This window comes from Streptomyces sp. NPDC102441 (assembly GCF_044765585.1).
Taxonomy (GTDB): Bacteria; Actinomycetota; Actinomycetes; order Streptomycetales; family Streptomycetaceae; genus Streptomyces.
The window spans coordinates 299744-321922 of sequence record NZ_JBIWKH010000006.1 but is presented as its reverse complement, the minus strand read 5'-3'; the positions used below and the strand labels follow the sequence as shown (position 1 = coordinate 321922).

Annotated in this window: 17 protein-coding genes; 6 read left to right on the top strand and 11 right to left on the bottom strand. The window is 71.5% G+C overall.

Going from position 1 to position 22179, the window contains the following annotated elements; all coding sequences use genetic code 11:
• The 8 genes from ftsW to rsmH form a co-directional block, all read right to left on the bottom strand.
• Positions 1-1467, bottom strand: a complete 1467-nt coding sequence (gene ftsW / locus ACIREO_RS15600) for a putative lipid II flippase FtsW (protein WP_404109525.1) — start codon at positions 1465-1467, stop codon at positions 1-3.
• A gap of 130 nt (positions 1468-1597) precedes the next feature.
• Positions 1598-3016: a UDP-N-acetylmuramoyl-L-alanine--D-glutamate ligase gene (murD, locus tag ACIREO_RS15595; RefSeq protein WP_404109988.1), complete on the bottom strand. Its 1419-nt coding sequence runs from the start codon at positions 3014-3016 to the stop codon at positions 1598-1600.
• Positions 3013-4083, bottom strand: coding sequence for a phospho-N-acetylmuramoyl-pentapeptide-transferase (mraY, locus tag ACIREO_RS15590; RefSeq protein ID WP_404109522.1), 1071 nt, complete (start codon positions 4081-4083; stop codon positions 3013-3015). Before mraY ends, murD begins: the two co-directional genes overlap by 4 nt.
• Positions 4080-5498 (bottom strand): UDP-N-acetylmuramoyl-tripeptide--D-alanyl-D-alanine ligase, encoded by a 1419-nt coding sequence (murF, locus tag ACIREO_RS15585; RefSeq protein ID WP_404109519.1) that lies wholly within the window; start codon positions 5496-5498, stop codon positions 4080-4082. Before murF ends, mraY begins: the two co-directional genes overlap by 4 nt.
• 4 nt (positions 5499-5502) lie before the next feature.
• The gene (locus ACIREO_RS15580) at positions 5503-7233 is read right to left on the bottom strand and encodes a UDP-N-acetylmuramoyl-L-alanyl-D-glutamate--2,6-diaminopimelate ligase (RefSeq protein WP_404109516.1); all 1731 of its coding nucleotides are present in this window, start codon (positions 7231-7233) and stop codon (positions 5503-5505) included.
• A gap of 16 nt (positions 7234-7249) precedes the next feature.
• A complete protein-coding gene (locus tag ACIREO_RS15575) occupies positions 7250-9238 on the bottom strand; it encodes a peptidoglycan D,D-transpeptidase FtsI family protein (protein WP_404109513.1) in 1989 nt (662 codons plus the stop codon).
• 4 nt (positions 9239-9242) lie between these two features.
• Complete coding sequence (locus tag ACIREO_RS15570; protein ID WP_404109510.1) at positions 9243-9794, bottom strand: cell division protein FtsL; 552 nt, start codon at positions 9792-9794, stop codon at positions 9243-9245.
• Between the two features lie 49 nt (positions 9795-9843).
• Entirely contained in the window at positions 9844-10809 is a 966-nt protein-coding gene (gene rsmH, locus ACIREO_RS15565; RefSeq protein WP_404109507.1) for a 16S rRNA (cytosine(1402)-N(4))-methyltransferase RsmH, read from the bottom strand.
• Positions 10810-11218: 409 nt separating this feature from the next.
• On the opposite strand from rsmH, the gene ACIREO_RS15560 reads away from it, so the two are divergent.
• The 4 genes from ACIREO_RS15560 (at position 11219) to ACIREO_RS15545 (ending at position 16809) form a co-directional block, all read left to right on the top strand.
• Positions 11219-11782 (top strand): beta-class carbonic anhydrase, encoded by a 564-nt coding sequence (locus tag ACIREO_RS15560; RefSeq protein ID WP_404109505.1) that lies wholly within the window; start codon positions 11219-11221, stop codon positions 11780-11782.
• A gap of 190 nt (positions 11783-11972) precedes the next feature.
• Entirely contained in the window at positions 11973-13019 is a 1047-nt protein-coding gene (locus ACIREO_RS15555) for an AAA family ATPase (protein ID WP_404109503.1), read from the top strand.
• Positions 13019-14392 (top strand): DUF58 domain-containing protein, encoded by a 1374-nt coding sequence (locus ACIREO_RS15550; protein WP_404109500.1) that lies wholly within the window; start codon positions 13019-13021, stop codon positions 14390-14392. The genes ACIREO_RS15555 and ACIREO_RS15550 overlap by 1 nt, the downstream gene beginning before the upstream one ends.
• On the top strand, positions 14389-16809 hold the full coding sequence (locus tag ACIREO_RS15545; protein WP_404109498.1) for a DUF3488 and DUF4129 domain-containing transglutaminase family protein: 2421 nt from the start codon (positions 14389-14391) through the stop codon (positions 16807-16809). Before ACIREO_RS15550 ends, ACIREO_RS15545 begins: the two co-directional genes overlap by 4 nt.
• A gap of 257 nt (positions 16810-17066) precedes the next feature.
• Here the strand turns inward: ACIREO_RS15545 and ACIREO_RS15540 are convergent, their stop codons facing one another.
• The 3 genes from ACIREO_RS15540 to ACIREO_RS15530 form a co-directional block, all read right to left on the bottom strand.
• The gene (locus tag ACIREO_RS15540) at positions 17067-17471 is read right to left on the bottom strand and encodes a DUF3040 domain-containing protein (protein ID WP_031098904.1); all 405 of its coding nucleotides are present in this window, start codon (positions 17469-17471) and stop codon (positions 17067-17069) included.
• Positions 17472-17772: 301 nt separating this feature from the next.
• Positions 17773-18531, bottom strand: coding sequence for a class I SAM-dependent methyltransferase (locus ACIREO_RS15535; protein WP_404109494.1), 759 nt, complete (start codon positions 18529-18531; stop codon positions 17773-17775).
• A 102-nt stretch (positions 18532-18633) separates the two neighbouring features.
• Entirely contained in the window at positions 18634-19173 is a 540-nt protein-coding gene (locus ACIREO_RS15530) for an SAV_6107 family HEPN domain-containing protein (protein ID WP_404109491.1), read from the bottom strand.
• A 171-nt stretch (positions 19174-19344) separates the two neighbouring features.
• Between ACIREO_RS15530 and ACIREO_RS15525 the strand changes: the two genes are divergently transcribed.
• Positions 19345-20118: an ATP-binding cassette domain-containing protein gene (locus ACIREO_RS15525; protein WP_404109489.1), complete on the top strand. Its 774-nt coding sequence runs from the start codon at positions 19345-19347 to the stop codon at positions 20116-20118.
• Entirely contained in the window at positions 20090-22177 is a 2088-nt protein-coding gene (locus tag ACIREO_RS15520) for a YhgE/Pip family protein (protein WP_404109486.1), read from the top strand. Before ACIREO_RS15525 ends, ACIREO_RS15520 begins: the two co-directional genes overlap by 29 nt.
• The last annotated feature ends 2 nt before the right edge of the window (positions 22178-22179 follow it).

Here is a 22179-nt window from a genome sequence, read left to right as displayed (position 1 = left end):
TCACCGCTCTCCGGACGAACGCTTCATGACGCGCCGTCTCATCGTCTTCCATCTGACCCCGGGCCTCCGCATGGCCAGGGCAGCTCTCGCCGCAGGGTCGTCTCGCGCGAAGGCGATCATGAGCCCGACAGCGAACATGGTCGGCAGCAGGGCGGAGCCCCCGTAGGAGAACAGCGGCAACGGGACACCGGCGATCGGCAACAGGCCGAGCACCGCACCGATGTTGATCACGGCCTGCGCCGTGATCCAGGTGGTCACGCCTCCCGCTGCGTACCTCACGAAGGGGTCCTCCGTGCGTCCGGCCACGCGGATACCCGCATAGCCTAGAGCCGCGAAGAGGGCCAGTACCGACAGCGTCCCCGCCAGGCCCAGTTCCTCCCCGGTGATGGCGAAGATGAAGTCGGTGTGCGGTTCCGGAAGTTGACCCCATTTTTCCACACTGGCACCGAGCCCGGAACCGAACCATCCGCCGGAGGCCAGAGCGTAGATTCCGTGCACCGCCTGCCAGCACGAGTCACCGGGGCCCGGCTCGGAGGCACCGATGCAGCCGAGCCGGGACATCCGGTTGGGGCTGGTCTTGATGAGGAGGACTCCGATGAGACCGGCGGAGGCGAGCACACCGGCGAAGAGCCTGGTGGGGGCGCCGGCCAGCCAGAGCAGACCGAAGAGGATCGCGGTGAGGATGATCGCGGTGCCCATGTCCCCGCCGAGCATGATCAGCCCCAGCAGCATGAAGGCGACCGGCACCAGCGGCACCAGCATGTGCTTCCACTGGGCCAGCAGCCGCTTGTCCTGCTTGCGGGCGAGCAGGTCCGCGCCCCAGAGGATGAGGGCGAGCTTGCCGAACTCACTGGGCTGGAGCTGGAAGGGGCCGCCGAGATAGATCCAGTTCTGGTTGCCGTTGACCGACATCCCTATCCCCGGCACCTGGACCAGGACCATCAGGAAGACCGTGCCCATGAGCAGCGGGTAGGCCAGCGCCCGGTGGAGCTTGACGGGCATCCTGGAGGCCAGCAGCATCAGGACGGCGCCGATCACGGCGGCGATGAACTGCTTGCGGAAGAAGTACGTGCCGGGCCGTGCCAGCTCCAGCGCCTTGATCATCGAGGCGGAGTAGACCATGACGAGGCCGAGCACGGTGATCAGCAGGCTCGAACCGAGGATCAGGTAGTACGCGGTCAGAGGACGGTCCCAGGCCCGTCGTGCACGCTCGTACGCGCGCCGCACCCCGGCGCCGCGGCCCGGCCGGGGCTCCCCGCCGCCGGGGGCCGGCGGTCGCCCGCCACGCGGCGCGGTGGGCCGTCGGGGGCCGGCGGCGGGCCGGCTCCTCAGGGCGAGCCCCACGAGGGGCCCTGGGCCCGCGGGCAGCGGTCCGGCGAGCAGGGGCGGGGTGAGCGCCCGGCTGATCGCGGCTGTCGCCCGTGAACGGTCGGCTCCGCGCGCGGCTGAGCTCTCGTCGGCCGGCATTGTCGCTGTCCCCTCCACTGCTCGTGCCCGGGGCTGTCACCGGAGGCCGGGGCCCCGGCGGTACGGCTCGTGACCGGGTGCCCTGGCTCTCCCGGTCCTCCGGGACAGTACGACGCGGGGGCCGGGCCCGTCAGGCGCTCTCGTCGGCGAGTTGGCGGACCGCGTCCGCGAAAGCCTCGCCCCGTTTGTTGTAGTTGACGAACATGTCCATCGAGGCACAGGCCGGGGCCAGCAGGACGGTGTCACCCGGCCGGGCCAGACGTGCCGCTTCGCGGACCGCTTCGGACATCGCCCCAGTGTCGGTCCGGTCGAGGTCGACCACCGGTACCTCGGGGGCGTGTCGCGCCAGGGCTTCGCGGATCAGCGCCCGGTCGGCGCCCATCAGGACGACGCCCCTCAGCCGCTTCGCCGCCCCGCTGACCAGCTCGTCGAAGGTGGCGCCCTTGGCGAGGCCGCCGGCGATCCAGACGATCGGTTCGTAGGCCGCGAGGGAGGCCTCGGCGGCGTGGGTGTTGGTGGCCTTGGAGTCGTCGATGTACGCGACCCCGCCGGCGTCGGCGACGTGTTCGATGCGGTGGGCGTCGGGACGGAAGGCCCGCAGCCCGTCGCGCACGGCCGCCGGCTCCACGCCGTAGGCGCGGGCGAGCGCCGCCGCGGCCAGGGCGTTGGCGATGTTGTGGGGGGCCTGCGGATTGACGTCGCCGACCTCGGCGAGCTCCTGGGCCTGCTTCTGCCGGTTGGGCACGAAGGCCCGGTCGACGAGGATGCCGTCGACGACCCCGAGCTGTGAGGGCCCCGGCGTACCGAGGGTGAACCCGATCGCCCGGCAGCCCTCCTCGACGTCCGCCTCGCGCACGAGGCCCTCCGTCGCCTCGTCCTGCGCGTTGTAGACGCAGGCGACACTGTTGCCCTCGTAGATCCGGCCCTTGTCGGCGGTGTAGGCGGCCATGGAGCCGTGCCAGTCGAGGTGGTCCGGGGCCAGGTTGAGCACGGCACCGGAGTGGGCGCGCAGCGAGGGCGCCCAGTGGAGCTGGTAGCTGGAGAGCTCGACGGCGAGTACGTCGTACGGCTCGTCGCCGAGGACGGCGTCCAGCAGGGAGACCCCGATGTTGCCGACGGCGGCCGTGCGCAGGCCGGCCGCTTCGAGGATCGAGGCGAGCATCCGTACGGTCGTGGTCTTGCCGTTGGTGCCGGTGACCGCGAGCCAGGGTGCGGCCCCGGGGCCCCGAAGCCGCCAGGCGAGTTCGACGTCGCCCCAGACGGGGACGCCCGCCTCGGCGGCCGCGCCGAAGAGCGGCTTGCCGGGCTTCCAGCCGGGGGCCGTGACCACGAGCTCGGTGGACTCGGGCAGGGTGTCGCCGTCGCCGAGGCGCACGGTGACTCCGAGCGCCTCCAGTTCGGCGGCCTGGGCGCGGGAGCGCTCGTCGTCGCCGTCGTTGACGACGGTGACGAGGGCCCCGCGCTCGTGCAGGGCGCGGGCCGCGGGGACTCCGCTGACGCCGAGCCCGGCCACCGTGACCCGCTTGCCCTGCCAGTCCACGTTGCTCACTTCTTGGCTGCCCATCCCGCGTAGAAGAGGCCGAGACCGACGATCACGCACATGCCCTGGATGATCCAGAAGCGGACCACGACAAGGACTTCGGACCACCCCTTGAGTTCGAAGTGGTGCTGGAGCGGCGCCATGCGGAAGACCCGCTTGCCGGTCATCTTGAACGAGCCGACCTGGATGACCACCGACATGGTGATCATCACGAAGAGGCCGCCGAGGATGGCCATCAGGAACTCGGTGCGGGAGCAGATGGCGAGTCCGGCGAGGGCTCCGCCGAGGGCGAGCGAACCGGTGTCGCCCATGAAGATCTTCGCGGGTGAGGTGTTCCACCACAGGAAGCCGAAGCAGGCGCCCATCAGGGCCGAGGCCACGACCGCGAGGTCGAGTGGGTCCCGTACCTCGAAACAGGCCTCTGGGTTGGTGAGGGTGATCGCGTTGGCGCAGGACTCCTGGAACTGCCACAGCCCGATGAAGGTGTAGGCGCCGAAGACCATCACCGACGCGCCGGTGGCCAAACCGTCCAGACCGTCCGTCAGGTTCACGCCGTTGGACATGGCGAGAATCATGAACAGCGCCCAGACGCAGAACAGCACCGGTCCGATGGACCAGCCGAAGTCCTCGACGAAGGAGAGCCGGGTGGAGGCCGGGGTGTTGCCACGGGCGTCCGCGAACTGGAGCGAGAGCACCGCGAAGGCGATGCCGACGATCAGCTGGCCGGCCATCTTCGCCTTGGCTCGCAGGCCCAGGGAGCGCTGCTTGACGATCTTGATGTAGTCGTCGAGGAAGCCGACGAGGCCCATCCCGGCCATCAGGAACAGGACGAGGACGCCGGAGAACCGGATGTCCTCGCCGGTGATCACGTGCGCCAGCACGTACGCGATGATCGTCGCCACGATGAAGGCGATGCCACCCATGGTGGGCGTGCCCTGCTTGCTGCCGTGGGTACGCGGGCCGTCGTCCCGGATGAACTGCCCGTAGCCCTTGCGGGCCAGAAGTTTGATCAGCAGCGGAGTGCCGACCAGGGTCAGGAAGAGCCCTATGGCCCCCGCGAAGAGGATCTGCCTCATCGGACGGCGACCTCACCCTCGGTCGTCTCCAGCAGTGCCAGGGCGACCTTCTCCAGGCCGACCGACCGGGACGCCTTCACCAGCACGACGTCTCCCGGGCGCAGTTCACTGCGCAACAGGTCGACGGCCGCCTGTGCGTCGGACACGTGCACCGACTCCTCACCCCACGAACCCTCGTTATATGCGCCCAGTTGCAGCCAGGAGGCTTCTCTTCCTCCGACAGCGACGAGCTTGCTGACGTTGAGCCGGACGGCGAGCCGTCCGACCGCGTCGTGCTCGGCGAGCGACGCGTCACCGAGCTCGGCCATCTGACCGAGCACCGCCCACGTGCGCCCCCCGGCTGCCTGTCGGGCCTTGCCCATGGCGGCCAGCGCACGGAGCGCGGCCTTCATGGATTCGGGGTTCGCGTTGTAGGCGTCATTGACGACCGTCACACCGTCCGGACGCTCGGTGACCTCCATGCGCCAGCGGGAGAGGGTGCCCGCCCCGGAGAGCGCATCGGCGATCTCGGTCACGGACATGCCCAACTCATGGGCGACGGCGGCCGCGGCGAGCGCGTTCGACACGTGGTGCTCACCGTACAGGCGCAAGGTCACGTCGCTGCACCCGGTCGGGGTGTGGAGGGTGAAAGCGGGGCGGCCGTCGTCCGTGAGCCGCACGTTCTCTCCCCGTACGTCCGCATCCGGGGCCTCTCCGAAGAGAAGCACCCGGGCTTTTGTGCGGGACGCCATGGCCCGCACGAGCGGGTCGTCGGCGTTGAGGATCGCGGTGCCGTCCTCCGGGAGTACCTCGACGAGCTCGCCCTTGGCCTGGGCGATCGCCTCGCGGCTGCCGAACTCCCCGATGTGGGCGCTGCCCACGTTGAGGACCAGGCCGATCCGCGGGGGCGTCAGGTCGGCGAGGTAGTGGATGTGGCCGATACCCCGCGCGCCCATCTCCAGTACGAGATGGCGGGTTTCCGCCGTGGCACGCAGCGCGGTCAGCGGCAGACCGATCTCGTTGTTGAGGGAGCCGGGTGTCCAGACCGTGGGCGCCTTACGTTCCAGGATCTGGGCGATCAGGTCCTTCGTGGACGTCTTGCCGGCCGAGCCGGTCAGCGCGACGACGGTGGTGCCGAGGCGTTCCACGACGGCGCGCGCGAGGGCGCCGAGCGCGGACACGACGTCGTCGACGACGATCGCCGGGACACCGACGGGGCGGGCGGCGAGCACGGCCACCGCGCCGGCCTCGACGGCACGCCGCGCGTAGTCGTGTCCGTCGACACGCTCACCCGCGAACGCGGCGAACAGGGAGCCCTGCCGCACCTCCCGGGAGTCGATGACGACGGGGCCGGTGACGACGGCGGACCGGTCCGGCACGTCGTGCGGCTGCCCGCCGACGATTCCGGCGATCTCGGCGAGGGAAAGGGCGATCACTTGGTCATCCCTGACTGTTGTTCTCGTGGGTGTGTACGCGGTCCTCGGGGGTCTGCACCGCGCTCATGCTCCCCAGGGAGCGTTCGATGGCCTCGCGCAGGACCTTCCGGTCGTCGAAGGGACGTACCACTCCGTGGATGTGCTGGCCCTGCTCGTGTCCCTTTCCGGCCACCAGCACCGTGTCGCCGGGCTCGGCCCTGGCGACCGCGGCGGCGACGGCCGCGGCCCTGTCGGCCTCCACGAGCACGTCGCCGCGCTCGTGGACGGGCACCTCGGCCGCGCCGGAGAGCATCGCGGCGAGGATCGCGAGGGGGTCCTCGGAGCGGGGGTTGTCGGAGGTCAGTACGGCGGTGTCGGCGAGCCGTGCAGCGGCGGCGCCCATCGCACCGCGCTTCGTCGTGTCGCGGTCGCCGCCGCAGCCGAGCACGATGTGCACCCGGCCCTCGGTGACCTTCCGAAGGGAGCGCAGGACGGACTCGACGGCGTCGGTCTTGTGCGCGTAGTCGACGACCGCGAGGTACGGCTGTCCGGCGTCGACGCGTTCCAGCCGGCCGGGCACGCCGGGGACGGCGGCGACGCCGTCCGCTGCGGTCTGCGGGTCGACGCCCGCGACGGCCAGGGTGACGATCGCGGCAAGGGTGTTGGCGACGTTGAACGGGCCGGGCAGCGGGGCCTTGGCGCTGATGCGCTCGCTCTTGGGGCCGACCACGGTGAAGCTGCTGTCCCGGGGGCCGACCTCGACGTCCTCGGCGCGCCAATCGGCGTCCGGGTGACCCTCCGCCGAGAAGGTGACGATCGGAACGGACGCCTCCTTGACCAGCCTGCGGCCGTACTCGTCGTCGAAGTTGACGACACCGAGCTTGCTGCGCTGCGGGGTGAACAGCTGCGCCTTGGCCTGGAAGTAGTCCTCCATCCCGGAGTGGAACTCCATGTGCTCCGGGCTGAGGTTGTTGAACACGGCGACGTCGAAGACACAGCCGTCGACCCTGCCGAGCACCAGGGCGTGACTGGAGACCTCCATGGCGACCGCCTCGACCCCGCGTTCGCGCATGACGGCGAACAGGGCCTGGAGATCGGTGGCCTCGGGGGTGGTGCGCTCCGACTTGATGCGCTCGTCGCCGATCCGCATCTCGACGGTCCCGATCAGACCGGTGCTGCGTCCGGCGCCGCGCAGCCCGCCTTCGACGAGGTAGGCCGTGGTGGTCTTGCCGGACGTTCCCGTGATGCCGATCTGGAGGAGGCCGATCCCCGGCCGTCCGTAGATCTCGGCCGCGAGGTCGCCCATCCGGCCCCGCGGGTCCTCGGTGACGAGGACCGGGAGGCCGGTGGCGGCGGCGCGCTCGGCGCCCGCCGGGTCGGTGAGGATCGCGGCCGCTCCGAGACCCGCGGCCTGGGCGGCGAAGTCGGCGCCGTGGAAACGGGCACCGGGCAGAGCCGCGTACACGTCCCCTGGGCGCACGGCCCGGGAGTCGTGGGTGATGCCGGTGACCTCACCGGAATCCTGCGGTCCGGCACCGAGCCGGTCGGCCAGCTCTCCGAGGGACGTCGGCCGCAGCCGGTCCGGTCGGGGCGCTCCCGGGTAGGTCACAGGCGCGTCCTTCTGAGTGGTTTGACACTGATCAGCGTGGGGCACGGCGGTGAGCGTACCGGGCGGACCGGGCCTCTCGCGAAGTGAGGGGCCGGGGTCGCGGTACTTCTCGTTCCGGTTCCCGGGATCAGGGGTGATGGTCGTCACTGAGGGTTCCCCCGAGTTACTCGCCGGGCTTGAAGGACACCGGCAGCCGGGTGGGATCGCTGCCGGACGGAGGTGTCTGGAGGGTCTTGAGGGCGAACTCCATGACCTTCTTGTAGATCGGGCCGCAGATCTGGCCGCCGAAGTAGCTGCCCTTGGTGGGGTTCTGGATGGCGCAGTAGACGGTGATCTGCGGATCGTCGGCGGGGGCGAACCCCGCGAAGGACGCGGTGTAGCCCTTGTAGACGCCGCGTACGGGGTCGACCCGGTTGGCGGTGCCCGTCTTGCCCGCGACCCGGTAGCCGTCGATGTGGGCCTTGGCCCCGGTCCCTTCCTCGTCGTCCACCACGGACTCCAGCATCTTCGCCAGTGTTCCGGCCGTCTTCTCGCTGACCACCCGGGTGCGCTCCGGGGCTTCGGAGGCCGTGTAGCGGCCGTCCGCGTCCTTGGCCCCGCGGACCAGGGTCGGCTCGATCCGGACGCCGCCGTTGGCGATGGTCTGGTAGACCGAGGCGGCCTGCATGGCGTTGAGCGAGAGGCCCTGGCCGAACGGGATCGTGTACTGCTGCGAGGTCGACCAGTCCTGGGGCTTGGCGAAGATGCCGGGCGACTCGCCCGGGTAGTCGAGCCCCGTGGTGCTGCCGATGCCGAACTTGCGCAGGTAGGAGTACAGGACCTTGTTGGCCTCGGCCTGGGTCTTCCCGAGCTGCCCGGTGGCCAGGATGGTGCCGATGTTGCTCGACTTGGCGAGTACGCCGTTGAGCGTGAGATACCAGGTGGGGTGGTCGATGTCGTCCTTGAAGAGCCGGTCGCCCCGGTGCAGCCGGTTGGGCACGGTGACGTGCGTACCGGGCGTGGCCACCCCCTCCTCCAGCACCGCGGCCATGGACATGACCTTGCTCGTGGAGCCGGGTTCGTACACGTCCTGGAGGGCCGCGTTGCCCAGGCCCGCCGCGTTGCTCTGCGCGAGGTCGTTGGGGTCGTAACCGGGCGCGTTGGCCATGGCCAGCACCTCGCCGGTCTTCGTGTTCTGGACGACCACGTAGCCACGGTCCGCCTTGGACTCCTCGACCTGGTCGGCGATGGCGCGCTGGGCCGCCCACTGGATGTCGCGGTCGATCGTCAGCTCGACGTCGGTGCCGGCGACGGCCGGGATCTCCGTGGAGCCGGCGGTCGGTACGGGCCGGCCGCCCGCCTGGGCGTAGCGGATCTTGCCGTCCTCGCCCTGGAGCTTCTTGTTCAGCTGTGCTTCCAGACCGCCGCCGCCCTTGCCCTCGGCGTTGACGAATCCCAGTATCCCGGCGGCGAGGTCGCCGTTGGGGTACACGCGCTTGGTGGTGGGCTCCTGGAGGACTCCGGCCAGCACGTCGGCTCCGGGGCCGCCGTTCGCCTTGTCCTCGGCCGCCTTCTCCGCGAAGGCGGACTTGAGGTCCTTGATCTGCTTCCAGACCTGGGGGGTCTGGCGTCGGGCCAGCACCGTGTAGCGGCTCTTGGCGGAGAGCTTCTTCGCCAGATCCGCCTCGTCCTTGCCGAGGATCGGGGCGAGGAGGGCCGCCGCCTGCTGCGGCGCGTCCGGGGCCTTGCTGTCCTCGGGTGTGAAGAGCTTCGGGTCGGCCGTGATGTCGTGCGCGTCGACGCTGGTGGCCAGGGCGATGCCGCTGCGGTCGGTGATCTCGCCGCGTTCGGCGGCGATCGTGTACTCCAGGTAGCGGTTCTTCTCGGCCTTGGCGGAGTACGTGCCGGCATCGACCGCCTGGACCTGGAGGAGCCGGACGACGAACGCCAGCATGACGAGGGTGAGGCAGAGGCTGATCAGGCGCAGCCGGGGGCGTGGGCTGCCCAGCCGGATGGGCCGCGGGGAGCCGCCGCGGCCCTTCCTGGCCGCCGGGCGCCGGGGGCGCCGGGCATCAGGACGGGCGGCGGGCCGGGGACGCCCCGGTCCGCCGCCCGTCCTACGGGAGCGCGCGGGGCCGGGTACACGGCGGCGCGGCGGTTCCTTGGACGGCACTGCGTCACCTGCCGGAGCTCGTCGGGGGCGGGGTCTGGGTGTTCGAGGCCTGTGCCGTGGGGGCCGGTGTGACCGGGGCCGACGGCGTCGCGGCGGAGGCGGAGGGCGACGGCGTCACGGAGCCCAAGGAGGCGGCCGGTCCTGCCGAGCTCGCCTCCGGTTCGGGGGCCGCGGCGGGGGAAGGCTGCGCGGTGGCCCGCTCGGGCTTTCCGCGGACGGTGCCGTCCGGGTTCAGGAAGGCGGGGCTGCCACCGGGCACCATGCCGAGCTCCCTGGCCCGCCGCTCCAGCGCGTCGGGCTCCGAGTAGCTGTCGACGTCCCGCTGGAGGGCCTGCTGCTCGTCGGTGAGCTCGGTGGTCCCCCGCTTCAGCTTGCTCAGCCTGAACGATCCTTCATTGAGCGCCGAGTTCAGCAGCAGGAGCGAGATCAGGCCACCCGCGAGCAGCACCACGACCAGCAGGACGAAGGGGGTACGGGCGGCGGTGCTCGGCCCCGACGGCATCAGCCGGGCGAGCCGGCCGGCCCGCCCCTTCATCTGCCCGGCCGTCCCGGTCACCGCGGTGCCACCGTCCTCGTGTGCGTCCGGCCGGCCCGGCGGGATCCGCTCATCGCTCCTCCTCGCGGATCCGCTGGGCGCCGCGCAGCCTGGCGGGGGCGGCACGCCGGTTCTCGGCGACCTCCTCCTCGGTGGGCAGTTCGGCGCCACGGGTCAGCAGCTTGAGCCTGGGCTGGTAGCGCTCGGGGACGACGGGCAGTCCGGGCGGCGCCGTGTTGGCCGCACCGGCCGCGAGGACGTGTTTGACCAGACGGTCCTCAAGGGACTGGTACGAGAGGACGGCGATCCGGCCACCGACGGCGAGGCTTCGCACTGCCGCGGGAACGGCCTTCTCCAGGGCGGTGAGTTCACCGTTCACCTCGATGCGCAGGGCCTGGAAGGTGCGCTTGGCCGGGTTGCCGCCGGTGCGCTTGGCGGCCTGCGGCAGGGAGTCACGGATCAGCTCGACGAGACGGGCGCTGTTGCTGAAGGGCTCCTTCTCGCGTTCGCGCACGACGGCCGAGACGATGCGTTTGGCCTGCTTCTCCTCGCCGTACGCGCGCAGGATCCGCACGAGTTCGCCCGGCGGGTAGGTGTTGAGCACCTCGGCCGCGCCGATGCCGGTCGTCTGGTCCATGCGCATGTCGAGCGGCGCGTCCTGGGCGTACGCGAAACCGCGGTCCGCCTCGTCCAGTTGCATGGAGGAGACACCGAGGTCGAACAGCACGCCCTGGACCTTGGGGATCCCCAGCCGGTCGAGCACCTCGGGGAGTTCGTCGTAGACCGCGTGCACCAGCGTGGCGCGGTCGCCGTACGGGGCGAGGCGCTCGCCCGAGAGCCGCAGCGCTTCCTTGTCCCGGTCCAGGGCGACCAGGCGGGCCTCGGGGAAGGCGGCGAGCAGGGCCTCACTGTGCCCACCGAGCCCGAGGGTGCAGTCGACGACGACCGGGGGCCGCGGTCCCGTCGCCTCCAGAGCCGGGGCCAACAGGTCCAGGCATCGCTGGAGCATCACCGGGACGTGTCGGGTCTGGCTCAAAGCGCCCTCTCAGGCTATGTCCCGTGTGGCCGCACATACGGCCTGGTCCCCGCCCGCCCGGAAGGGGAGGTCGGCCGGCGCCGGGGAAGGAGGCGTCGGCCGGCCGGCGAGCGGGAGAGGGCCGGGCCGCATGTACGCCGCACATCACGGGGAACTCGAAACATGTAAAAATATGCAGAATGTGCAGGCGTGTCAGTAACTTCGCGTCACTTTAGTCCACCCTGCCATTCGATCCATTCCCGATCAACGAACCGCGCAGCGCGTCGCACCGCCGCGGCGGACCGGGAACCTCACCCGGCCGGGCGCCTGACCGTGAGGCTTGTGGGTTACCTCACAACAAGCCACGTTGACGTTCTTTGTCCCCTGCCACAGCACGCCAGGAGCGGTCGCTGACGCTAACGTCTTAACCATGTCGACTTCTGCGCAGCCTTCCGCCGAGACCGATTCGACCACGACCTCCGGGGCCCGTTCCGGGGGAACGGTCACCGACCGCCTCGTTGAACTGAACACGCGTTACGCGGAGGCGTTCAGCGACCCGGGCATGGACGCGCGGCCCGTGCTGCACGTCGCCGTGGTCGCCTGCATGGACGCCCGCCTCGACCTCCACGCCGCGCTCGGCCTGGAGCTCGGCGACTGCCACACCATCCGCAACGCGGGCGGCGTGGTCACCGACGACGTCATACGGTCACTGACGATCAGCCAGCGGGCGCTCGGCACCCGCAGCGTCGTACTCATCCACCACACGAACTGCGGCATGGAAGCGATCACCGAGGAATTCCGGCAGGATCTGGAGATCGAGGTCGGACAGCGCCCGGCCTGGGCGGTGGAGTCCTACACGGACGCCGACCAGGACGTGCGGCAGTCGATGCAGCGTGTGCGCACCTCTCCGTTCCTCCTGCACACGGACGACGTCCGCGGCTTCGTCTTCGACGTGACCACCGGCTCGCTGCGCGAGATCCTGCCCGCCTCCTGAATCGCCCCGACATACGGACCACATCCGGCATTTCACCCCCACTTACCCACAGGCGAGTGACACGAAGCGGTAACGGCAACAAGAATGCGGGTGTGACATCTCTCCGGGTCCTCCGGAGAGTGTCCGTATTTCGGGGCGGGCCGGGCAGTTTTGTGCGTCGGCCCGTGCACAAGGGGCCGAGGAGGGCCGGGTGACGACCTATGACGATCGAGCGAGCCTCACAGATCTGACCAGCACAGCGGAGCGGGTACGCAGGTCGGTCGAGGGTGTGATCGAGGGCAAGCCCGAGGTCGTACGGCTTTCGCTGACCGTGCTGCTCGCGGAGGGGCACCTCCTGATCGAGGACGTGCCCGGCGTCGGCAAGACGATGCTGGCCAAGGCGCTGGCGCGGTCCATCGACTGTTCGGTGCGGCGCATCCAGTTCACGCCGGACCTGCTGCCCTCGGACATCACCGGGGTCTCGATCTTCGATCAGCAGCGACGGGACTTCGAGTTCAAACCGGGCGCGATCTTCGCCCAGATCGTGATCGGCGACGAGATCAACCGCGCGTCGCCCAAGACCCAGTCGGCCCTGCTGGAGTCGATGGAGGAACGCCAGGTCACCATCGACGGCCACACCTACGAGCTGCCCGATCCCTTCATGGTCGTGGCCACCCAGAACCCGGTGGAGATGGAGGGCACCTACCCCCTCCCCGAGGCTCAGCGTGACCGCTTCATGGCCCGGGTGTCGATCGGCTATCCGAGCGCCGAGGCCGAGCTGCAGATGCTCGACGTGCACGGTGGGGCCTCACCGCTGGACGACCTGCAGCCGGTGGCGCACGCCCACGACATCGTGAAGCTGATCGACGCGGTGCGTACGGTCCATGTGGCCGACTCCGTCCGGCGGTACGCCGTGGAGCTGGTGGCCGCGACCCGCCGGCACCCGGATCTCAGACTCGGGGCCTCGCCGCGCGCGACCCTGCATCTGGTGCGCGCCGCCAAGGCGTCGGCCGCGCTGAGCGGGCGGGACTACGCCCTGCCCGACGACGTCCAGGCCCTCGCGGTCGCGGTGCTCGCCCACCGGCTGCTGCCGACGGCGCAGGCGCAGCTCAACCGCCGTACGGCCGAGCAGGTCGTGCTGGACATCCTGCAGCGCACCCCGGTGCCGACGTCGGGCGGCCCCGCCGCCCCGGCGCAGCCCCAGCACACGCCCGCCACCCCGGTGTACGGCCGGCAGCCCGGCGCACGGCAGCTGTGATGGCGGCCGGGGCACCCGGCCCCGTGGACGACAGCGACGACAAGGGCGGCCTGCGGGCCGCTCTGAGCGGCCTCACGACACGGGGGCGGTCCTTCCTGGCCGCCGGTGTGGCGGCGGCGGTCTGCGCCTATGTGCTGGGCCAGGGCGACCTGCTCCGGGTGGGCCTGTTGCTGGCGGTGCTGCCCCTGGTCTGCGTCACCGTCCTCTACCGCACCCGCTACAGGGTGGCCGGCAGCCGGCGGCTCTCGCCGTCCCGGGTGCCTGCGGGCTCGGAGACACGGGTTCATCTGCGCATGGACAACGTGTCCCGCCTGCACACGGGCCTGCTCATGCTCCAGGACCGCGTTCCCTACGTTCTCGGCCCCCGGCCCCGGTTCGTGCTGGACCGGGTGGAGCCGGGCGGCGTACGGGAGGTGTCCTACCGGGTCCGTTCCGACCTGCGCGGGCGCTATCCGCTGGGACCGCTGCAACTGCAGCTGAGCGATCCGTTCGGCATGTGCGAGCTGTCGCGCTCCTTCAGCGCCTACGACACCCTCGTGGTCGTCCCCCGCACCGAACAGCTTCCGGCGCTCCGGCTGGCCGGGGCGGCTTCCGGATACGGCGACGGCAGGCAGCGTTCGCTGGCGCTGGCCGGCGAGGACGACATCATTCCGCGCGGCTACCGCCACGGTGACGACCTGCGACGGGTGCACTGGCGCTCCACCGCCCGCTACGGCGAGCTGATGGTGCGGCGGGAGGAACAGCCGCAGCGGGCCAGGTGCACGGTGCTGCTGGACACCCGGAGGATCGCCTACCAGGATGCCGGCCCCGGATCGCCGTTCGAATGGGCGGTGTCCGGGGCCGCGTCCGCGCTGGTGCACATGCTGGAGCGCGGCTTCGCGGTGCGGCTGCTCACCGACGAGGGAAGTGCCGTGCCGGGTGAGAGCGCCGACGGCTTCGCCGGATCGACCCAGGAGTCCGCGGACTCGGCGGGTCTGATGATGGACACCCTCGCGGTCGTGGACCATTCGGACGGTGGCGGGCTCTCCCGCGCCTACGACGTACTGCGCGGGAGCAACGAGGGGCTACTGGTGGCCTTCTTCGGTGACCTCGACGAGGAGCAGGCGGCGATGGCGGCCAGGATGCGGCAGCGCAGCCGGGGAGCTGTCGCGTTCGTGCTGGACGGCGACGACTGGGCTCGCGGCGCGGAAGCCGGGCCTCCCCCGCCGGCCTCGGACAGCTTGCGGCTGCTGCGCGAGGCGGGATGGACGGCGATGGCCGTGCCACCCGGGGCTGAACTCGCGAGACTGTGGCAGCAGGCAGGCCAGGAGGGCTCCGGCGCGCAGTTCCCCGTGGCCGGGACGACGACGGGGCTCGCCGGGGGATGGTCATGAACGGGCGTACGCGCCTGGCGCTGTGTGCCTTCACGGCCACACTGATGGCGGCCGGTTCCCTGCTGCCCCTGGTCGAGACGTCGAAGTGGGTCCTGCAGGCCGCCTTCCTGCTGGCCGTCCAGAGCGGTGTGGGTGTGCTCGCCCGCCGGTTGCGCCTGGCAGGGATCCTGACGGTCTCGCTCCAGGTGCTCCTCACCCTGCTGACTCTGACCTGGTCATTCGCCAGGGAGCACACCCTGTTCGGTGTGCTGCCCGGGCCCCGGACGATCCAGCAGCTCGCCGAGCTGCTGAGCGCGGGCGCCGACGACGTCAACAGATACGCCATTCCCGCACCGGCGACGGACGGCATCCGGCTGATGCTGATCGGCGGGGTGCTGCTGATCGGGCTCACCGTGGACGTCCTGGCGGTGACCCTCCGCGCCGCGGCGCCGGCCGGTCTGCCGCTGCTCGCCCTCTACTCGGTCGCGGCCGGGCTCTCCGACGGCGGGGCGGGCTGGCTCTGGTTCCTGCTCGCGGCGTGCGGCTATCTGCTTCTCCTGCTGGCCGAGGGCCGGGACCGGCTGTCCCAGTGGGGACGGGTGTTCGGCGGTGTGTCCCGCACGTCGGGCGGTCTGGCGGCCGGCCTCGACGGGCCCGGGCGTGCCGTGGCGTCGGTCCGTACGGGGCGGCGCATCGGCGCGGTGGCGCTGGGCCTCGCACTGGCCGTGCCCGCGGCCCTGCCCGCTCTCGACGGCGGGCTGTTGGGCGGGGCGGGCGGCGGCTCCGGCAAGGGGAGCGGCGGGGGCACGATCTCCGCGGTGAACCCGCTGGTCTCGTTGCAGAACAATCTCAATCAGCCGGAGAACCGGGAGGTGATGTCGTACCGCACCAACTCGGGGAGCCCGCAGGACTTCTATCTGCGCATTCTGGCTCTGGACCAGTTCAACGGCAGCGAGTGGCGTCCGTCGACCCGTCGGCTGAGCGACGTCCCGGCCAGGCTGCCGCAGCCGGCCGGGCTGGACGGGGATGTCGCCGTCACCGAGATCCGGACGAACATCTCGGCCTCGCCCTCGTACCAGCAGACGTATCTGCCGCTCCCCTACCCGGCGAGCGATGTGGACATCCAGGGCCGGTGGCGGTTCGAGCCCGAGGGACGCACGCTCGTCGGCGACGACGGCCAGACGACGCGCGGCGCGCGGTACGAGGTCAGCAGCCTGGTGGTGGAGCCGACGGCCGCGCAGCTCGCCGGATCGATGGAACCGGGTTCGGACCTGGTCCGTGAGTACACGCGGGTGCCCGGGTCGCTGCCCGATGTGGTCGAGGAGACCGCCGGGCGGGTGACCGAGGGGGCGGCCAACGACTACGAGCGGGCGGTGAAGCTGCAGAACTGGTTCGCGTCGGACGGCGGTTTCCGGTACGACACGACGGTGACGTCGGGTACCGGCAGCGCGGCGATCGAGCGGTTCCTGAGGGACAAGGAGGGCTTCTGCGTCCACTTCTCCTTCACCATGGCCGCGATGGCCAGGACCCTGGGTATCCCCGCCCGGGTCGCGGTGGGCTTCACGCCGGGCACGGTCCAGGCGGACGGTTCGGTGTCGGTCGGGCTTAGGGACGCGCACGCCTGGCCCGAGCTGTACTTCGAGGGCGTGGGCTGGACCCGCTTCGAGCCGACACCGTCCCGCGGCAGTACCCCGGCCTACACCCTGCCGGACGCTCCCTCGCAGGATCCCAGCGATCCCGCGCTGCCGACGGACGGCGCCTCCGCGGCGCCCACCGCAGCCCCCTCCACCTCTGAGTCCTGCCCGGCGCAGGAGCGTAAGCAGGGTGAGTGCGGTGCGTCCTCGGCTCCCGGTGCGATGGATTCCGCCGATCCAGGGACCCCGGCGGGCACGGTGGCGCTGTGGGTGCTCGGCTCCCTGGTGGTTCTCACGCTTCCGCTGCTGCCGATGCTCTGGCGGATGCGGGCCCGTGGCCGGCGGCTGGGCTCCTCAGGAGGGCGTACGGCCGAGGACGCCGCGGCCAGGGTGATGGCCGCCTGGTGGGAGGTCACCGATGCGGCCTGGGACCACGGCATTCCGCCTGACGAGTCGCAGACCCCACGCAAGGCCGCGGCGCGCGTCGTGCGGCTGGGGCACCTCGACGGACAGGCGGCCGCCGCGGTCCACCGGCTGGCGGGCGCGGTGGAGCAGGTGCTCTACGCGCCCGGGCCGGGTGCGGCCTCCGCTCCGGCCGAGGATGCGCGGGCCGTCCGGGCGGGGCTGTGGACCTCGGCCGGCCGCTGGGGCAGGGTGCGGGCAACCCTCGCGCCTCGTTCGGCCGTCCGGGTGATCTGGTCGGTCTCGGAACGCAGGACGGAGCTCGGCCGCCGGTGGTCGGACCGTGTGGGACGCGACCGCTGGGCGGCGCGGCTGCGGCGCCCGTCACGGCAGCAGGGCTGATCCCCTGGGTGCGGGGGCCGGCGGCCTGCCGGTCCCCGCACCCAGGGGCGGCCGGGCCCAGAGGCGGCCGGGCCCAGGGGCGCCGGGGCGACCGCCGCTCCGCGGGATCCAGGGCCGTACGGAAAACGCGTGAGGGGCGGTCGCTGTGATGCGACCGCCCCTCACGTGTGAGGTCCAGCGTCAAGTTCTCGGTGTGCGCGGTCCGCGTCCGTTGCCGGTGGCGTGGGCTGCCCACCGCCGGCCGAGAAGCGGAAAGCTCACTGGCCCTGTTCGTCGCGGCGGCGCTGCCACCTCTGTTCGATCCGGTTCATCATCGACCGGCGCTGCCTGGGATGTCGGCGTTCGCCTTCGCCCCCGCTCGCACTCCCCGCCGGCTGCTGCTCACCGGGCTTCGGCGCTTTGCGCCATCCGGTGACCGCCAGCACGGCACAGCCCAGCATGACGAGGAACCCCGCCACGCTGACCCAGGTCTGCTGGAAAACCATTCCGGCCATGAGGAGCGCGATACCCACCAGAAAACCGGCTACCGCCTGGTAGACCCGTCGCCGGGTGTACCTGCGCAGCCCGCTTCCCTCAAGCGCTGTAGCGAACTTGGGATCTTCGGCGTACAGCGCTCGCTCCATCTGCTCGAGCATTCGCTGCTCGTGCTCCGAGAGCGGCACGGAGTCCTCCTCGTCGTCGGCCGCGGGGGCGACCGGTATGCGGCCCTTCCAGGATAGGCAGGGATTCGCCCCCGTGAAACCCGCCCTCTAGCCATAGCCAGTCCGGACCGCCAATTCGGCTCGGCTGCTGAGGCGTAGATTCCCCGACCTCCGATCCGTCATGCCGGATGGTGTCACCCGATCATACGGGGCCCGCGGCGCGATCGGGTGTTCTAGGCAGTACTCCGTCTGCAGCTGCGTTGCTGATCAGCCGTGCTGCCGTCGCTTTCGCGCCGGTACTCCGGCGGTGGCGCCGCCCGGCTCAGGCGCGCTTCTCTCCCAGAACGTGCAGCTGGGTCGCCACCGAGTGGAAGGCCGGCAGTTCCGCGACGGCCGCCTCCAGCCTGAGGAGCTCCTCCATCGCGCCCGGTTCGGTGTCCACGAGAACGCCTGGCACGAGGTCGGCGAAGACCCGCACGCCGTGGACCGCGCGGACCTCGATGCCCGCGGCATCGACCAGTCCCGTCAGCTGGTCGGCGGTGAACCGGCGGGGCACGGGGTCGCCGGCGCCCCAGCGCCCGGCGGGGTCCGCCAGCGCCTGCCGGGCCTCGGCGAAGTGGCCCGCGAGCGCCCGGGCCAGGACGGCACCGCCGAGGCCCGCACCGAGCAGGCTGAGCGCACCGGACGGGCGGAGCGCGTCGACCGCGTTGCGTACGCCCTCGGCGGGGTCGTCCACGTATTCCAGGACGCCGTGGCACAGCACCGCGTCGTAACCGGCACGGTCCACCACCTCGAACAGGCCGAGGATGTCGCCCTGGACGCCCCGGACCCGGTCGGCGACACCGGCCTCCTCGGCGCGGCGCTCCAGCGCGAACAGGGCGTTCGGGCTGGGGTCGACGACGGTGACGCGGTGGCCGAGCCGGGCGACGGGCACGGCGAAATTGCCGGTGCCGCCACCGGTGTCCAGCACGTCCAGGGCTTCCCTGCCGGTCGCCTTGACCCGGCGCTCGAGAGCGTCCCTGAGGACCTCCCAGACCACGGCGGTACGGAGGGAGGCTCGGGGGCGCAGCTGGTCCGACACGGCAGTTGACTCCTCGGCACGGTGCCGCCACGGACGGCGGAGCGTGAACAGTGCAGGTGGTACGGGTGCTCTCCACCCTATTGCCTCGCACCGCCCGCGCGGTCATCCCGCGTCGGGCCGCTGTCCGGGGCCGTCCCTCCGGGGCTGCGGAAGGACGGGCTGGAGGACCAGCATCCGCTCGACCAGGCGCAGGAACATGGCCGCGTCGCGCAGCAGATCGTCGGCGTCGCGGCTGGTCGCCGCGCCGGGTATGCCCGCCTCCGCCCGGGCCCTGCGCCGGGCTCCGGAGGCGAACAGGGCGCTCCATTCGGTGAGTTCCGGCGCGATGTCCGGAAGGACCTCCCAGGCGCTGCGGATCCTCTCCCTGCGGCGCCTGCCGGTTTCGGGCCGCCCTCGAGCGGCGAGCACTGCGGCAGCGGTGCGCAGCGCGGCGAGGTGCGCGGTGGCGTACCGCTCGTTGGGCACGTCGAGTACGGCGGCCTCTTCCAGGCCGGAGTGGGCCTGGGCGAGCAGATCGAGAGCGGCGGGCGGCGCCGTGGCGCGGCGCAGAACGGGGTGGACGTCGGTTGCCGGACCGGTCAGTGAGGGGGCAGGGCTGCCTGCGCGGCGCCGCGGGGCGGCGGCTGCGGACGAGCTGGCCATGACGAACCTCCTGTCGTCGTGTGACGGCTCCGTGGCCGTATGTATCCATCGTGACGGCCACCACTGACAATCCCTCAGAAACCCCTCCTGACCAGGCGCTTTGCTTCGAGCGCGGGTTCGAGCTAGCTTTTTGCACTGACCAGTCAGTGCAAAAGAATGGGGGGTGGGGTCGTGGACAGCCCGCACGGGGCGCCGCTGAGCGCCGAGGACTTCGGGCTGAAGGGTCCGCGCGGCTGGGCCTTCCGGGGAGTGGGGTTCGCCGCCGGTCCCGGATCGCTCGTAGCGGTGGAAGGCCCCTCCGGCTCCGGCCGTACCTGTCTGCTGCTCGCGCTCACCGGCCGGATGCGTTCCACGCGGGGCCACGCCGAGGTGGGCGGTGAGCGCCTCCCAGGACGGCTCGCCGCCGTGCGCCGGTTCAGTGCTCTCGGCCCGGTCCCCGGTGTCAGCGACCTGGACCCCTCCCTCACCGTGGCCGAGCATCTGCGGGAACGGGCCCTGCTGCGGCGCCGGTTCGGCGGTTCGCCGCGCGCCCTGCTCCGGCCCCGCGCCGAACGCGCCACCTCGGTGCGGGCCGCGGTCGACGCCGCGCTGGAGGCCGCCGGGCTCGACCTCGCTGTGCTGCCCAAAGCCGAACGGACCTCCGTGCGGGACCTGGAGCGCCTGGAGGCCCTGCGCCTGTCCGTCGCCCTCGCCCTGATGAGCGGTCCGCGGCTCCTCGCCGTCGACGACACGGACCTCAAACTCTCCGCCACGGACCGCGCCCTGGCCTGGGAGCTGCTGCGCACCGTCGCGGCGGACGGAACCACCGTGCTGGCCGTGTGCAGCGAGTCCCCGGAGGACGCGCTCACCGTGCGCACCCGCCCGGCGGCAGAAACCGATGCGCCCGACGACACGACGACCGGGAAGGAAGCGGACGATGCGATCACCGCGACTGGCCGCGCTTGAGCTGCGGCGGTTCGGCAGGGGCCGGATGCCGCGCGCCGCACTCGTGGCGCTCCTCCTGCTGCCCCTGCTGTACGGAGCGCTCTATCTCTGGTCGTTCTGGGACCCGTACGGGCGGCTCGACCGCATCCCGGTGGCGCTCGTCAACGAGGACAAGGGAGCGACCACCGGCGGCGAACGCCTCGCGGCCGGTGACGAGATCACCGGCAAGCTGCTCGACTCGAAGGTCTTCGACTGGCACGAGGTCGGCTCCGCCGAGGCCGTGAAGGGCGTCGAGGACGGGACGTACTACCTCTCCCTGACCATGCCCGCGGACTTCAGCAAGCAGATCGCGTCGAGCGGCGGGAGCTCCCCCGAGACCGGCGCCCTCGATGTGCGTACGAACGACGCCAACAACTACATCGTCGGACAGATCTCCAGGACGGTCTTCGCCGAGGTCCGCAGCGCCGCGTCCACGAAGGCCTCGCGCGGCTTCCTGGACCGGATCTTCCTCAGCTTCTCCGGTCTGCACGACGCGACCGCGAAGGCGGCCAAGGGGGCAGACGACCTCGAGAGCGGCCTCACGGCGGCGAAGAAGGGCTCCAAGGACCTCGCGGACGGACTCAGGACCGCCAAGTCGGGCAGCGGCACGCTCTCCACCGGCGTCACCAAGCTGCACAAGGGCGCGGGTGACCTGGAGGCCGGGTCCAAGCAGGTCGCCGGCGGCACCCAGCTGCTCGCCGACAAGGTCAACGCGGTCGCCGAGGACGTACGCCCCTTCCTCAAGGACAACGGCAAGGCAATCGGGGACACCGCCCGGCTGGTCGCCGACTCCTCGAAGGCCGTACGGGACAACCTCGGCCTGCTGGCCGAGGCGGCGCCCACCGCCTCCGCCGCCGCCCACACGGCCTCCGACGACCTGGCCGAGGTCTACCGCGACCGCTGCGAGGACCAGCCACTGCCCGATCCCGGGGTCTGTCCGCAGCTGAAGCGGGCCAAGACCGCGGCAGAGGACGTCGTCACAGTGTCCGACGACGTGAACGCGCTGGTCACGAATCAGAAGGGCGACCTGGCGAAGCTGCGCACCCAGCTGACCACGCTGGAGAAGCAGGCCGATGCCCTGGCGAAGCGCTCGCCGGACCTGGACGCGGATCTGGAGTCCGCCGTGAAGAGGATCAACACACTCAACACGGGCGCGCACAAGGTCGCCAAGGGTGCTGACGCGCTCCACACCGGGCTCGGCACCGCGAAGACGGGGGCCGGGGACCTGGACGCGGGCGTCAAGAAGCTCAAGGCAGGCGCCAAGACGCTGGACGGCGGGCTGTACCGGCTGGGTGACGGCTCCTCGACGCTCGCACAGGGGCTGAACGACGGGGTCGGCAAGATCCCCGACTACGACAAGAAGGACCGGGACGCCCGAACCGGTGTCATGGCCGACCCCGTGCGGCTGGCCTCCTCCTCGCTGCACGCGGCACCCAACTACGGCACCGGCTTCGCCCCTTACTTCATCCCGCTCTCGCTGTGGGTGGGCGCGATGGTGGCGTACATGCTGATCCAGCCGCTCAACCGGCGGGCGCTCGCGGCCGGGGCGCCGGCCTGGCGGATCGCCTTCGCGGGCTGGCTGCCCGTCGCCGCGACAGGCCTGCTCCAGGTCGCCGCACTGATGTCGGTGCTGCACTGGCAGCTCGGTCTGCAGATGACGCACGCCGCCGGGACGATCGGCTTCCTGGCACTGGTGACCTGCTGCTTCGCCGCGATCGTGCAGTGGCTCAACGCCCGCTTCGGCGCGGCGGGCCGGATCCTCGTCCTGGCGGTGCTGATGCTCCAGCTGACCTCGGCCGGAGGCACCTATCCCGTCCAGACCAGTCCGGGGTTCTTCGGAGCGATCCATCCCTACCTGCCGATGACGTACGTCGTGGACGGGCTGCGCCGGCTGATCACGGGCGGAGGGCTCGGGCCGGTCTGGCAGGCCTGCGCCGTGCTGCTGGCCTTCACCGCGGGCGCTCTGGCGCTCACCGCCCTCTCCGCCCGGCGCAAGCAGGTGTGGACCCTGGACCGGCTGCACCCGGAGCTGAGTCTGTGACC